The 13,585-nt window shown below is 69.7% G+C and carries 11 protein-coding genes; 2 read left to right on the top strand and 9 right to left on the bottom strand.

Annotated elements, in window-relative coordinates:
* Positions 1–48: 48 nt before the first annotated feature.
* Positions 49–1,839: a hypothetical protein gene (locus tag WAE60_RS11870; protein ID WP_337686634.1), complete on the top strand. Its 1,791-nt coding sequence runs from the start codon at positions 49–51 to the stop codon at positions 1,837–1,839.
* 182 nt (positions 1,840–2,021) lie between these two features.
* Here WAE60_RS11870 and WAE60_RS11865 read toward each other — a convergent pair whose 3' ends face one another.
* From WAE60_RS11865 to WAE60_RS11825, 9 genes are all read right to left on the bottom strand, one after another.
* A complete protein-coding gene (locus WAE60_RS11865; RefSeq protein WP_197026640.1) occupies positions 2,022–3,125 on the bottom strand; it encodes a chemotaxis response regulator protein-glutamate methylesterase in 1,104 nt (367 codons plus the stop codon).
* A gap of 24 nt (positions 3,126–3,149) precedes the next feature.
* Positions 3,150–4,010, bottom strand: coding sequence for a CheR family methyltransferase (locus WAE60_RS11860; RefSeq protein WP_337686632.1), 861 nt, complete (start codon positions 4,008–4,010; stop codon positions 3,150–3,152).
* A 77-nt stretch (positions 4,011–4,087) separates the two neighbouring features.
* Positions 4,088–4,570, bottom strand: a complete 483-nt coding sequence (locus WAE60_RS11855; protein ID WP_029908146.1) for a chemotaxis protein CheW — start codon at positions 4,568–4,570, stop codon at positions 4,088–4,090.
* On the bottom strand, positions 4,570–6,264 hold the full coding sequence (locus tag WAE60_RS11850; RefSeq protein WP_029908147.1) for a methyl-accepting chemotaxis protein: 1,695 nt from the start codon (positions 6,262–6,264) through the stop codon (positions 4,570–4,572). The genes WAE60_RS11855 and WAE60_RS11850 overlap by 1 nt, the downstream gene beginning before the upstream one ends.
* A gap of 47 nt (positions 6,265–6,311) precedes the next feature.
* Positions 6,312–8,129, bottom strand: a complete 1,818-nt coding sequence (locus tag WAE60_RS11845) for a methyl-accepting chemotaxis protein (RefSeq protein WP_029908149.1) — start codon at positions 8,127–8,129, stop codon at positions 6,312–6,314.
* Between the two features lie 14 nt (positions 8,130–8,143).
* Entirely contained in the window at positions 8,144–8,644 is a 501-nt protein-coding gene (locus WAE60_RS11840; RefSeq protein WP_029908150.1) for a chemotaxis protein CheW, read from the bottom strand.
* Positions 8,645–8,658: 14 nt separating this feature from the next.
* Complete coding sequence (locus tag WAE60_RS11835; protein WP_029908152.1) at positions 8,659–10,641, bottom strand: chemotaxis protein CheA; 1,983 nt, start codon at positions 10,639–10,641, stop codon at positions 8,659–8,661.
* Complete coding sequence (locus WAE60_RS11830; protein ID WP_029908153.1) at positions 10,638–11,003, bottom strand: response regulator; 366 nt, start codon at positions 11,001–11,003, stop codon at positions 10,638–10,640. The genes WAE60_RS11835 and WAE60_RS11830 overlap by 4 nt, the downstream gene beginning before the upstream one ends.
* On the bottom strand, positions 11,000–11,320 hold the full coding sequence (locus tag WAE60_RS11825) for an STAS domain-containing protein (RefSeq protein ID WP_197026641.1): 321 nt from the start codon (positions 11,318–11,320) through the stop codon (positions 11,000–11,002). The genes WAE60_RS11830 and WAE60_RS11825 overlap by 4 nt, the downstream gene beginning before the upstream one ends.
* A gap of 485 nt (positions 11,321–11,805) precedes the next feature.
* Here WAE60_RS11825 and WAE60_RS11820 point away from each other — a divergent pair, with 485 nt between their 5' ends.
* Positions 11,806–13,578 carry a hypothetical protein gene (locus WAE60_RS11820; RefSeq protein WP_337686628.1) on the top strand — a complete coding sequence of 591 codons (1,773 nt, stop codon included), beginning with the start codon at positions 11,806–11,808 and terminating at the stop codon, positions 13,576–13,578.
* Positions 13,579–13,585: the final 7 nt, after the last annotated feature.

The raw sequence follows: 13,585 nt of genomic DNA, 5'->3' as shown, positions 1-13,585 counted from the left end.
GCTAATCCCCGCGCATAGTCGGGACAGTGTAAATCATCCGGCGATTTCATGGGCTTGGCCTCTTCCTCCGCGGCTTTCGCAACGCCTTTCCAGGCCACCTCGCCCGCCCCCGGCGTCGCGCAGATCGGCGCGCGGCTCGAGTCCGCCCGCCAGGTGGTGGAAACCCGCTTCCTCGAGGCCGGCGACGTATTGTCGCGGGCGGTCGAGGGCGTCGGCTCGCTGATCGCCGGCCTGGACGCGATCCGCGCCAATCTCGACGCCGAAACGGTGACGACGACCACCGGCGAACTGGCCCAGGCGGCCCAGACCCTGAAGTCCCTGCCCGACAATCTCAGCGCCCGCCGCGACCGGGTCGGTGAGCTGGTCAAGTTCAGCGACGGCCTGGCCGGCCGCATCGCCGAGATGCGCCAGCACCTGGCCTATCTCCGGGTCTTCGCGATCAACATCAAGATCACCTCGGGCGGCATCGCCGCGGCCGGTCCGGAATTCGCGATCTTCGCCCAGGAGATCTACGACTGCATCGAGATGGGCGGCGCCCAGCTGGACGCGCTGAACACCGACCTGATGGGGCTGGACCACACCCTGCGCGGCGCCCTGGCCCACGAGCAGGACCTGGCCCGCCACTGCGCCGAGCTGCTGCCGGCCGTGCCCGACGCCCTGACGGCCAGCGCCGCCGCCATCGCCGACCACCACGCCCGCATCGCCAGCGTCGCCGTCAGCGTCGCGACCCTGGCCCGCGACGTCCAGAAGAAGGTCGGCGGCGGCCTGGCCGCCCTGCAGATCGGCGACATCACCCGCCAGCGGATCGAGCACGTCCAGGCCGGCCTCAAGTATCTGGACGAGACCGCCGAGATCTCGGCCCTGGACGCCGAGCCCCGCGCCCGCGCCCACGCCTTCGTGCACCGCCTGCTGGGCGCCCAGCTCAGCGCGATGACCGAGGACTTCGAGCGCGAGGTCGCCCGCATCAACCAGAGCGTGGTCGGCATGGCCGCCGACGCGGTGGAGCTGCTGCGCCTGCGCGACCTGGCCTCGGGCCAGGGCTCGGATCAGATGGGCGGCGCCGAGACCAACTTCCTGCGCAACCTGGAAGGCAATGTCGGACAGGCCCTGGGGCTGGTGGGCGACATGACCGCCGGCGAGCAGGCGGCCGAAGAGGTCAGCCGCTCGGCCGCCGTCTCGGCCCGCGAGCTGACCGAGCGCATCGCCGGCATCCAGAACATCCGCGCCGACGTGCAGATGATGGCGCTGAACACCACGCTGAAGTGCGCCCGCATCGGCGAGACCGGCAAGCCGCTGGGCGTCATCGCCGTCGAGCTGCGCGCCCACGCCATCCACCTGGAGAAGTCGGCCGCCCAGACCACCAGCTCGCTGGAAGGCCTGTTCGACGCCGCCGAGGCCCTGGGCCGCAGCGAGGCCGGACGCTCGGGCGACGACGGCAAGGCCGCGGCCGCCGCCTCGGTGCTGAGCGGCGCCGTGGCCCGGATCGGCAAGGCCGGCGACGGGGTCGACACCGCGCTGGACGCCGTGGCCCGCCAAGGCGCCGACGTCGTCGACCTGCTGCGCCGCGCCGCCCAGCGCAGCGACCTGCACAAGCAGATCGGCTCGGTGCTGGACACCGCCGCCAACCAGCTGCTGGACATGGCCGGCGACGCCGAGATCCCCACCGACGACATCGCCCCGGCCCTGCACCCGCTGCTGGCCAGGCTGGCCAAGCAGTACACCATGGCCCAGGAACGCGAGGTCCACCGGGCGATGACCGAGGGGTTGGCCGCCATGGAAGCGGCGACCGAGGTCGCGGTCGCGGCCCCGGCCGACGACGAGGACGACGTCCTGTTCTGACCGCCTAAAAGCTCCGTCATCCTCGGACTTGTTCCGAGGACCCCTGCTTCAGCCGCGAAGAAGGAAGATCCGTGAGGCGGTGAGGTCGCGGACCAACCGCAAACGGCAAACCCGCCGACAGAGGGGTCCTCGGAACAAGTCCGAGGATGACGAACCTTGAAAGGTCCTGGAAGCGCAGATCCCTACCGGTGCGCCGCCCGCAGCACTTCGCCCGCCAGGCCCTGCAGCGGGACCACGCGGTCCACGCAGCCCAGGGCGATGGCTTCCTTGGGCATGCCGAACACCACCGAGGTGGCTTCGTCCTGGGCCAGGGTGTAGGCGCCGGCCTGTTTCATCTCGGACATGCCGCGCGCGCCGTCGTCGCCCATGCCGGTCATGATCACGCCCACCGCGTTCGAGCCCGCCGAGCGGGTGGCCGAGCGGAACAGGACGTCCACGGACGGCCGGTGGCGCGAGACCAGCGGGCCGTCCTTGACCGAGACGTAGTAGCGGGCGCCGCTGCGCTCGAGCAGGGTGTGCTTGTTGCCGGGGGCGATCAGCACCCGGCCGCGCCGCACGGTGTCGCCGTCCTCGGCCTCCTTGACCTCGACCGCGCACAGGCTGTCCAGCCGCTTGGCGAACGAGGCGGTGAACTTCTCGGGCATGTGCTGGACGATGACCATGCCGGGCGAGTCCGGCGGCAGGGCCTCCAGCAGCACGCGAAGCGCCTCGGTGCCGCCGGTCGAGGCGCCGACGCAGACCACGCTCTCGGTGGTGCGGGCCATGGCCCGTGTGGCGACCGGAGGCGGCAGCATGGCGTCGGCCGTCAGCTTCTTCTCCGGCTCGTGGTGGTGGGGCCGGGTGAACTGCGGGACCGGCCGCTTGGACCCGGCCAGCTTGGCGCCGGCGGCGGCCTTCACCGCGTCGCAGATGCGGATCTTGGATTCCAGCAGGGCGTCGGCCACGCCCATCTTCGGCTTCAGGATGATGTCGACGGCCCCCGCCTCCAGCGCCTGCAGCAGGGTCTCCGACCCCGCCTCGGTCAGGGACGAGCACATCACCACCGGGATCGGCTTCTGGGCCATCAGCTTGCGCAGGAAGGTGATGCCGTCCATGCGCGGCATCTCGACGTCCAGGGTGATGACGTCGGGGATCTCCTCGGCGATCCGCCGGGCGGCCACGAACGGGTCGGAGGCCACGCCCAGCACCTCGATCTGCGGATCGGCCTCGAGGATCGACGCCAGGGTCTGACGGACCGTGGCCGAGTCGTCGATGATCAGGACACGGATCTTGCGGACCACGGACATCGTTTTTATCGCTTCTTGGGGGTTTTATCGCTTCTGGAAGACCGTGTTGGCGATCTGGACGACGGGCAGGTCGATGCCGACGATCGACTCCGAGTGGCCCAGGAACAGATACCCGCCAGGCGCCAAATGGTTGCACAGGCGGGTCAGCACCTTGGCCTGAGTGGCCTTGTCGAAATAGATCAGGATGTTGCGGCAGAAGATGATGTCGAGGCCGGTCTCGATCGGATAGGCGTCGTCCATCAGGTTCAGGCGGCCGAAGGCCAGCTTGGACCGCAGCTGCGGCTTGATCCGCACCTCGTTGCGCGAGGCGTCGCGCGACCGCATCACATAGCGCTGGCGGCGGGCGATCGAGACCGGCTCGATCATGGCTTCCGAGAAGCGGCCGGCGATCGCCTGGTCCAGCACCTCGGTGCAGATGTCGGTGCACAGGACCGAATAGTCGAGCCCGCGCTGCTTCTCGCAGAACTCGTCCAGGATCATGGCGATGGTGTAGGGCTCGGCGCCGGTCGAGCAGGCGGCGCTCCAGACCTTGATCTCGCGCTTGCCCTTCCCGGCCAGGGCCGGCAACCCCTTGGCGACCAGGAAGTCGAAATGGGCCGGCTCGCGGAAGAACTCGGTCTTGTTGGTGGTCACCGCGTCGATCAGGTGGATGACCTCGGCCTCCATCCCGTTCTCCTCGAACAGGTAGCGGCAGTAGGCGTTGACGTCGGCGATCCGCGTCGCCCGCATCCGGCGGCGCAGGCGGCCTTCCAGCATGGTGCGCTTGTTGGACGGCATCTTGATGCCGCTGTAGTCGTGGATGAACGTCGCCAGGCGATTGAAATTCCGAGCGGTGAGCTGCTCGGGTTCGGGGGCCTGCTGCACGGCGGCGGATTGTCTCGACACGGGCGTCTCCGTTCGCGGCGTCTGTCGCGCCGCTGGTCATGCGAGCGGCCCTCGGGGCCGCCGGGCGCGTTCTGGCCTTAGGCGGCCTGGCTGAGGGCGGCGGCGTCCTGGCTGGTCAGCAGGCGGCCCAGGTCGAAGATCACCACGAAGCCCCCCTTGCCGGCCGAAACGTCGCGGCGCACGACGCCCTGGATGTATTCCGAGCGCCACGGCACGCCGATGTCGGGCGCGCCCTCGATCTGGTCCTCGGAGAACGAGACGACCTCGATCACCCGGTCCGCGATCAGGCCCAGCGACAGCAGGCGGTCCTCCAGCGGCACGTCCAGCACCAGGATGCGCGTGGCGCCGGTCGGCTCGACGGCGGGCAGGCCCAGCTTCAGGCGCAGGTCGATGGTCGGCGTGCCGCGGCCGCGCACGTCGGTCAGGCCCATCAGGTAGTCGGGCCCTTCCGGGATCGCGAACGGCGCCTGGTAGTCGAGGATCTCGCGGACATGGGCCACCGAGACCGCGAAGACCTCGGCGCCCAGACCCAGGGTGACGAACTGGCGATCGACAGCCATCAGGCGTACTCGCGGAAGTCGGCGTCGTCGGCGTCCGGGCCGCCGTTGGTCAGGTCCAGGGCGAAGCCGCCGGCCCGGGCCTGCTGGGCCGCGACCGTCTGGCGGGCCGGAGCCGAGGCGGCCGGCTTGCGCGGCGCCGAAGCGGCGGGGCGCTTGGCCGGCGCGGCCGGGCGAGCCGCCTGGCGACGCGGGGCGGCGCCGGCGGTGTTGGTGCGGAAGTAGGCGATCGAGGCCTGCAGCTCCTCGGCCTGGGCGGCCAGTTCCTCGGAGGTCGCCGACATCTCTTCCGAGGCGCTGGCGTTCTGCTGGGTCACCTTGTCCAGCTGCTGGATGGCCTCGTTGATCTGGGCCGCGCCGATGTCCTGCTCGCGGCAGGCGGCGCTGATCTCGGCCACCAGCTCGGCGGTCTTGCGGATGTTGGGCACCAGGCTGGTCAGCATCTCGCCGGCCGATTGGGCGGCCTTGACCGTGTCGGACGACACCGCGCCGATCTCGGTGGCGGCGGTCTGCGAGCGCTCGGCCAGCTTGCGCACTTCCGAGGCGACCACGGCGAAGCCGCGGCCGTGCTCGCCGGCCCGGGCCGCTTCCACGGCCGCGTTCAGGGCCAGCAGGTCGGTCTGGCGGGCGATCTCCTGCACGATGGTGATCTTCTCGGCGATCGTGCGCATGGCCTCGACGGCGCGGTTGACCGCCTCGCCGCTGACTTCCGCGTCCTTGGCCGACTGGCGGGCGATCTTCTCGGTCTGGGCGGCGTTGTCGGCGTTCTGCTTGATGTTGGAGGCCATCTCCTCCATCGAGGCCGAGGCCTCCTCGGCCGACGAGGCCTGCTCGGTGGCGCCTTGCGACACCTGCTCCGAGGCGGCCGACAGTTCCTGCGAACCGGCCGAGACGTTTTCCGAGGCCGAGATCGCGTCGCCGACCACGCCGCGCAGGCGCTCGATCATCACGTTCACATGGCCCAGCAGGTCGGCGATCTCGTCCTTGGTGGTGATGTCGACGGTCTTGGTCAGGTCGCCCTCGGCCACCGCGCGCACGGCGTCCGAAGCCCGGTTCAGGCCCTTGCTCACCGCCATCGAGATGTAGAGCGCCGCGCCGACCGCGATCAGCAGCGAGACCGCCGCCAGGATGATCAGGCTGGTGCGGACCTTGGCGAAGTCGGCGTCGGCGTTGTCGGTGGCCGCGTCCATCTGGGCCTGCGACAGCTCGACCAGCTCCTGCACCTGGGCGGAGGCTTCGAGGACCGCCTTGCGGCCCTCGCCCATCGAAATGGCCGTGGCCTCGGCGTCGCGATTGGAGGCGGCCAGGGCGTAGACCTGCTCATGCGCGGCGATCATGCGCTCCCAGGCGTCGCCCAGGGCCTGCCACTTGGGCCGGCCCTCGGCGGTGGCCAGGCCTTCGGTCTTGGTCAGCAGGGCGTCGAAGGCCTGCTTCTCCTTGCCGATCGAGGCCTCCAGCGTCTTCACCTCCTCGGGGGTGTCGACCAGGACCATGTTCTTCTCGGCCCGCACCACGTTGAGCATGTGGATGTTCAGCTGCTGGGCCGCCCGCAGGCGCGTGGCCGGGCCGTCGACCAGCGCGTTCATGTCGCGGTTGGTGGACGACAGGCTGTTGATCCCGAACAGGGTGGCCGTGAGCAACAGGGCGATGATCACGCCGAAGGCGAGGCCGAGCTGCAGTTTGATCGTGAAGCGCATGGTCTAGTCCCCTCGACGTAGTCAGGTGGATCGCCGGTCGGCGGTCCTCAGTATTCGGTGAATTCGCGGTCGTCGGCGTCCGGGCCGCCCTGGTTCAGGTCCAGGGCGAAGCCCTGGGCCCGGGCCTGCTGGACGGCGACGGCGCGCGGCGCGGTCTTGCGGGCCGGAGCCCTGGCGGGCGCGGCCGGCTTGGCGGCGGCGCGGGCCGGCAGGCGCACGACCGGGGCCGCCGACTTGCGCGACGCCTGGCCGCCGTTCGACAGGCGGAAATAGGCGATCGAGGTCTGCAGCTCCTCGGCCTGGGCGGCCAGTTCCTCGGAGGTGGCCGACATCTGCTCGGACGCCGAGGCGTTCTGCTGGGTCACCTTGTCCAGCTGCTGGATGGCTTCGTTGATCTGGGCCGCGCCGATGTCCTGCTCGCGGCAGGCGGCGCTGATCTCGGCCACCAGCTCGGCGGTCTTGCGGATGTTGGGCACCAGGGCGGTCAGCATGTCGCCGGCCGACTGGGCGGCCTTGACGGTGTCCGAGGAGACGGCGCCGATCTCGGTGGCGGCGGTCTGCGAGCGCTCGGCCAGCTTGCGCACTTCCGAGGCGACCACGGCGAAGCCGCGGCCGTGCTCGCCGGCCCGGGCCGCTTCCACGGCCGCGTTCAGGGCCAGCAGGTCGGTCTGGCGGGCGATCTCCTGCACGATGGCGATCTTCTCGGCGATCGTGCGCATGGCCTCGACGGCGCGGTTGACCGCTTCACCCGACACCTCGGCCTCGTTGGCCGACTGGCGGGCGATCTTCTCGGTCTGAGCGGCGTTGTCGGCGTTCTGCTTGATGTTGGAGGCCATCTCCTCCATCGAGGCCGAGGCCTCTTCGGCGGACGAGGCCTGCTCGGTGGCGCCTTGCGACACCTGCTCCGAGGCGGCCGACAGTTCCTGCGAACCGGCCGAGACGTTTTCCGAGGCCGAGATCGCGTCGCCGACCACGCCGCGCAGGCGCTCGACCATGCGCTGGAGGGCGATGCCCAGGGTGTCGCGGTCCGACAGCGGCTTGGGGTCGACGGTCAGGTCGCCGTCGGCGATCTGGTCGGCCAGGCCGGCGGTGGCGTTCAGGTTGGCCGTCATCCGGCCGACCGTGTCGATCAGGTCCTTGATCTCGTCGTTCGAGGTGACGCTGGCCGTGACGCTCAGGTCGCCCAGGGCGACGGCTTCGGCGACGTCCGACACCTTGCGCAGGCCGCGGCTGATGGTCGTGGAGATCCACCACGCCGCCGCGCCGGCCAGGATCAGGGCGACCAGCGCCGCGACGATCAGCACGTTGCGCGTCATGGCGTAGGCGCGTTCGGCGGCGTTCTCGGCGGTGACCAGGTGGGTCTGCTGCAGGTCGACCAGCGTGGCGGTGGACTTGCGCAGGGCGGCGGTGATCTGGCTGGACGACGGGGCCTGCGAGAGCTTGGCGGCCTCGTCGGCGTGGTTGTCCATGGCCAGCTTGCGGACCTCGGCCTCGATCGGTGCGTACTGGTCCCAGGCGCCCTGCAGCTCGGCCCACTGGCCCTTGTCGGCGGCGGGGGCCTCGGCGGTCGACTCCGCCAGCTCGGTCTCGAACTCCTTGCGGAACTTCAGGATGTCGGCCTCGTAGCTGCGCATCTTCTCCGGGCTGGTGGCCAGGATCAGGTTCTTCTGCGAGCGCACCATCTCGACGAACGAGGTCTTCAGCCGCTGGGCGGCGGCCAGCTGGTTCACCGGACCGTCGAGCACGGCCTTCAGCGAGCTGTTCAGCGAGCCGAGGCTGGCGACCGCGAAGATCGTCGCGCCCATCAGCATGGCGATGAGCAGACCGAAGGCCAGGCCGAGCTTGAGTTTGATCGTGAAGCGCATGGTGGGATTCCCGCTCAGGACTGGAGCGCGTTGATGGGGGTGACGTTGGCGGTCGACTGACCGCGCGCGGCGAAGATCTGGTCGAGGTCCGGGATGACGATCACGTCGCCGGCCCGCCGGGCCAACAGGCGGATGAAGTCCGACCGCCACTTCAGGCCGACCCGAGGGGCTTCCTCGGTGACGGCCCGGTCGATCGCGGTGACCTCGTGGACCTTGTCCGCGCGCAGGCCGATCAGGGTGGCCTCGCCGTCCAGGTCGTACTCGATGACCACGATGCGGCTGTCGATGGTGGGTTCGGCGACTTCCATGTCGAAGGCGACGCGCAGGTCGACCAGGGGGATGACCCGGCCGCGGAAGTTGATCACGGCGCCGACGAACGGCGGCGCGCCGGGCACGCCGGTCTCGGGCAGCAGGTCCAGCACCTCGCGCACCAGCCCCGCCTCGAGGGCGAAGGTCTCGCCGCGCAGGTCGAAGGTCAGGGCCTCGATGGCTTCAGTGGGGGTTTCGGCGGTCATGTCCGGGCCCTTCATCAGCTGGCGGCGCGCAGTTGCGCGTCCTGGCGTTGGCCGGCGGCCACCAGGTGGGCGATGTCGAGGATCAGGGCCACGCCGCCGTCGCCGAGGATCGTCGCGCCCGAGAAGGCGCCGACATCGGCGTGGAAGGGCGACAGCGCCTTGATGACGGTCTGGTGGTCGCCCAGGATCTGGTCGACCACCAGGCCCACGCGGTCCTGGCCCTGGGCCTGGCCGGTGGAGACCACCACGATCTTCTGGTGGGGATCGGGCTCGAGGCCCGTGGCGAACATCTGGCGCAGGCGGATGAACGGCACCAGCTGGTCGCGCAGGGTGATCAGGCTGCGGCCCGTCGAGCGCACGTCCTGCTCGACCGACAGCTCCACGCACTCCTCGACCGAGGCCAGCGGGATCACGTAGCGGCCGGTCCCGACCCGCACCAGCAGGCCGTCGATGATCGCCAGGGTCAGCGGGATGCGCAGCGAGACGACCGAGCCGGAGCCCGGCGTGCTGGTGATCTCGATCGAGCCGCGCAGGCCCTCGATGGTCTTCTTGACCACGTCCATGCCGACGCCGCGGCCCGACAGGTTGGTGATCGCCGCCGCGGTCGAGAAGCCGGGGGCGAAGATCAGCTGCAGCAGCTCGCTGTCGCTCAGCACCTGGCCGGGCTGGATCAGGCCGTTCTCCTCGGCCTTGGCGCGGACGCGGGCGCGGTCGACGCCGCGGCCGTCGTCGGTGATGGTGATCACCACCTCGGCGCCCGACTGGCGGGCGGCCAGCACGATGTGGCCGGCCTCGGGCTTGCCGGCGGCGCGGCGCTGCTCGGGGGTCTCCAGGCCGTGGTCGGCCGAATTGCGGATCAGGTGGATCAGCGGGTCGGCCAGGCGCTCGATCACCGTCTTGTCCAGCTCGGTGGTCTCGCCCTCGGTCGACAGCTCGATCGTCTTGCCGGTGTCGCGGGCCAGGTCGTGGATCAGGCGACGGAAGCGGCCGAACAGCTGGGCGATCGGCACCATGCGGACCACCATCATGGTGTCGCGCATCTCCGCGGCCAGGCGCTCGATCTCCTCGGCGACGGCGCGCAGGGCGATATCGCTGCTGGAGGCGGCCAGCTGCTTGAGGCGGGACTGGGCGATGACCAGCTCGCCCACGCGGTCCATCATCTCGTCCAGGCGCTCGGCCGGGACGCGCACGGTGTCGCCGCCGGCCTTGCGGCCCTCGTTGGCGGCGGCCTCGACCGGGGTCGCGGCGTCCTGCGCGGCGGGCGCGACTTCCAGGGTCTCGGCGACCGCCTCGGCTTGCGCCGCGGCGTTCAGGTCCTGGATGTCCAGGGTCATGTCGTCGATGACGAAGATGAAGACGTCCTCAATGGCGTCGCGGCCGTGCTTGGTGACCAGGGTCACGTCCCAGGCCAGGTGGCACTCGGTGGGGACCAGGACGTCGAAGTCGGGGACGGCGTCGGTGACGGCGACCACCGCGCACTCGCCCAGCTCGCGCAGCTCGTCCAGCAGCGGCAGGGGACGGGTGCCGTTGACCAGGGCGTCGGCCGGCAGGCTGAAGCGGACGCGCCAGCGGTTCAGGCCGGGCTCCGACGGCGCGGCGGCGGGGGCGGCGCCGGCGGGCTGGCCCGCGGCCTCGACCACGCGGCGCAGTTCGGCCAGCAGGGCCTCGCCGGCCTCGGCCGGGGCGGGACGGCCCTCGGCCAGGGCGCGCATGTGGTCCTGGGCGGCCAGGACCGCGCCGACCAGCTCGGGCGTGGCGGCGACCTCGCCCTTGCGGACGCGGTCGAAGGCGGTTTCGCAGTGGTGGGTGAAGGCGGCCAGGGCGTCGAAACCGAACATGGCCCCCGACCCCTTCAGGGTGTGGAGGCCGCGGAAGACGGCGTCGACCAGGTCTCGATCCCCGGGACGATGCGCCAGGTCGAGCAGCCCCTGCTCGATCTCCTCCAGCAGGTCCTGGGCTTCCTGGCGGAAGGTCTCGATGGGATCGAGGCCGCTCACTTGGCCAGGACCTTCTTGACCACCCGGACCAGCTGTTCGGGGTCGAAGGGCTTGGTCAGCCAGCCGGTCGCGCCGGCGGCCTTGGCCTGCGCCTTGATCTCGGCGTCGGACTCGGTGGTCAGGAACAGGATCGGCACGCCGGCGCCGGCCGGGCGCTGGCGCAGTTCCCGGATCATCTGCAGGCCGTCCATGACCGGCATGTTCAGGTCGGTGACGATCAGATCGAAGCCGCCGGCCGAACCCTTGTCCAGGCCGTCCTGGCCGTTCACCGCCTCGGTGACGGCGTAGCCTTCGCCGCTCAGGGCGATCTTGATCGCCTGACGGATGCTGGCGGAGTCGTCCACGGTGAGGATCGAAGTCATTGGGCGTTCCCTTGCAGCCAGAACTGCGTGCGCTCGGAGGTTTGATCGTCGAGGAAGCCGCCGCGTCGCAGCACTTCCAGTACTGCGCCGCCGGCGGGCTGACGCAACGTAAGGTTACGTCCAGTCTCGGCGGCCTTGCGGCGCGCGGATTCGAGCAGTTGGACGAATGTCAGATCGATTTCGCTGACGCCGTCGATGTCCACGACAACGGGGCCGTCCTGTCCCAAGGCGGCCCCAAGCTCGGCGTGAGCTTGAGAAATACTGGCGACCGTCAGGTCACCGGTAAATGATACCAGGTTGTGTTCGACGCCCGACAATAAATTCAGCCCCCGGAACAAATAAATACCACCGTTATCTGGGATATTTATCTTGTACGGAAGCTTGTGAGAGCGCGATTAAATTAAGGTAAACAGGACAACCTGCGGGGGAGCGACAATTTGTCCCTATCCGCGCGAGGCGGCGACACGACTCGCGCCAGGCGCGTCCCAGCGCCAATTCCTGAGGAAACACCGCGCGTTGCACCGCCGCTCACCGGCGCGGAGGGCGGCGACCAGGGCGTCCCCTTCAGACCGGGGACCGAAGCCGGCGGCGGGGTTCAGGTGGCCGACAGCGCCCATCCCGCTGGTTCGGCGCCTGCTTCGGCGTCCGCCGTGTCGAGACATCAGTAACAGACGCATATACTCGCATGAAACGAGTATCGACAAATAACAACTTACAGTACAAATTCGAAAGGCGTAACCGAGGGCGCGAGCCGCGCCGACCGCACGCACCCTGGGCCCGTGGTCGAGCAAGGATGTGACCGATGAGCGTCTCGGAGTCGAACCTGTCGGATCCGCGCTACGGCTTCGACCTGGTGGTCGCGGTGACCCAGACCAGCGTCAACGCCACGCTCAAGCAGCTGCTCGCGGGCCTGGCCGCCCCCGAGGTCGTCCTCTGCTACGTCTACGACGCCAACGGCGACCTCGTCCCGATCGACTACCAGACGCTGGTGACCGAGGCGAAGGGGGCCGACCCGTTCACGATCCCCCCGGACGCCGACCCGAAGGACCCCCGCCTGGTCAACCTGGCCGCGCTCGGCTTCGTCGGAGGGGTCAAGGCCCGACTGGGCCTGCCGGACATGCCGCTGGCCGACCTGCCGCCGATCGTGACGTTCGGCGCGGGCGCCGGCGCCCCCGTTCGGTTCAACCTGCTCTGCGCCGAATTCCAGATCGTCGGCATCGAGTATATCGGGCCGACGCACATGAAGTGGACCAACACGTCGCAGCCCAGCGGCTCGGGGACGCCCTGGTATTTCTCGGCCAACGTCTCTCTGGACATCACGACGATCGATCCCAACTCCCGGGTCCCGCCCGCCGTACAGCAGCGCATCATCGATCTGCAGCACGCCGCGCCCAACGCCTTCACGATCCAGAAGCTGTTCCTCGACCTGGACACCGCGATCCTGGAAACCGTCCCCCAGATCGAGGGCCTTTCGTCGGGCTCCGTGCTCTGGAACATGATCTCCGCGGTGTTCCTGGGCGCCTATTTCACCCAGCTGAAGCAGAGCGGCGACCCCGTGCTGAGCTACAGCTTCACCGTGACGGCGCCGCGGTCCGCCACCCTGCAGCTGGGCGCGGTGTCGCGGGAGGTCTCGCCCCTCCTGCAGAACGGCCATCCCATCAGCAACCCGACGCCGGCCCAGTCGAACGCCGCGGCCCTGGTCTATGTCGGCTCGCAATCGACCACCGCCCCGACCCCCGTGCCCTTCGCCTGGAACTGGGTGGAGCTGAACGAGGTCGACGCCTTCTCGGGCGTGCAGGCGGTCCGGCGCGATGTCTTCGCCGCTTACCTGGCCCAGCTGGTCAACGCCGAGGTCGGCGCCCTCTGCCTCGACACCAATGTGCACCTGAGCCATTCGGGCGAGAGTTTCACGATCAAGTATTCCACCGCCCCGGCCAGCGCGCCGCGGGGTTTCGCGCCCATCTCCCTGGTCGGCCTGCCCTCTCCCGACGGCTTCAACGACCTGCTGTCGCTGGACTTCGCCTGTCCCCCCTCGCACGACAGTTCCACGAGCGCGAGCCACGCCGTCAGGATCTGGGGCAACTACGACTACGCCCTGACCGGCCGGGTCGGCGTGAGGGGCAACCAGATCCGGATCTGGGTGGAAGCGGTCGCCTCCATGTCCTTCAAGCACACCGAGGGCTTGGCCTCGTTCATCGACCTGCCCTACGCGCCCTACTACGACAAGAAGCTGACGGTGCTCTACACGCTCGGCGTCGACCAGAACGGTCTCCTGCAGGTCACCCAGACCAACGGGACCGTCTCCCACGCCAAGGCATGGGACTTCCACCCCAGGGGCCTGGTCGGCCTGCTCGGCCTCGAGGGCCACCTCAAGGCGGGACTCACCAGCGTCGAGGACAGCCTGGCGGCCTATATCGACAGGGCCTTCACCCGCTACGTCGACGACCTGACCGCCACGATCAACGGCTACCGGGCCTGGGTCTTCCCGGGGAACGAGGCCTTCACGTTCAAGGACCTGTACTTCTCGGACGGCCACGACCTCACGGCGCGGCTGACCTACGTCAACCCCAACTGACGGAGGG

Origin of the sequence: Caulobacter sp. CCG-8, assembly GCF_037402475.1 — a bacterium.
Taxonomy (GTDB): Bacteria; Pseudomonadota; Alphaproteobacteria; order Caulobacterales; family Caulobacteraceae; genus Caulobacter.
This window is presented reverse-complemented; position numbering and strand designations above follow the sequence as displayed.

Coding starts and splice junctions, on each gene's coding strand:
- WAE60_RS11855 (WP_029908146.1), bottom strand. CDS start 4,570: ATGGCTGTCGATCGCCAGTTCGTCACCCTGGGTCTGGGCGCCGAGGTC.
- WAE60_RS11830 (WP_029908153.1), bottom strand. CDS start 11,003: ATGACTTCGATCCTCACCGTGGACGACTCCGCCAGCATCCGTCAGGCG.
- WAE60_RS11850 (WP_029908147.1), bottom strand. CDS start 6,264: ATGCGCTTCACGATCAAACTGCAGCTCGGCCTCGCCTTCGGCGTGATC.
- WAE60_RS11865 (WP_197026640.1), bottom strand. CDS start 3,125: ATGTCCGTGGTCCGCAAGATCCGTGTCCTGATCATCGACGACTCGGCC.
- WAE60_RS11845 (WP_029908149.1), bottom strand. CDS start 8,129: ATGCGCTTCACGATCAAACTCAAGCTCGGCCTGGCCTTCGGTCTGCTC.
- WAE60_RS11840 (WP_029908150.1), bottom strand. CDS start 8,644: ATGACCGCCGAAACCCCCACTGAAGCCATCGAGGCCCTGACCTTCGAC.
- WAE60_RS11870 (WP_337686634.1), top strand. CDS start 49: ATGGGCTTGGCCTCTTCCTCCGCGGCTTTCGCAACGCCTTTCCAGGCC.
- WAE60_RS11820 (WP_337686628.1), top strand. CDS start 11,806: ATGAGCGTCTCGGAGTCGAACCTGTCGGATCCGCGCTACGGCTTCGAC.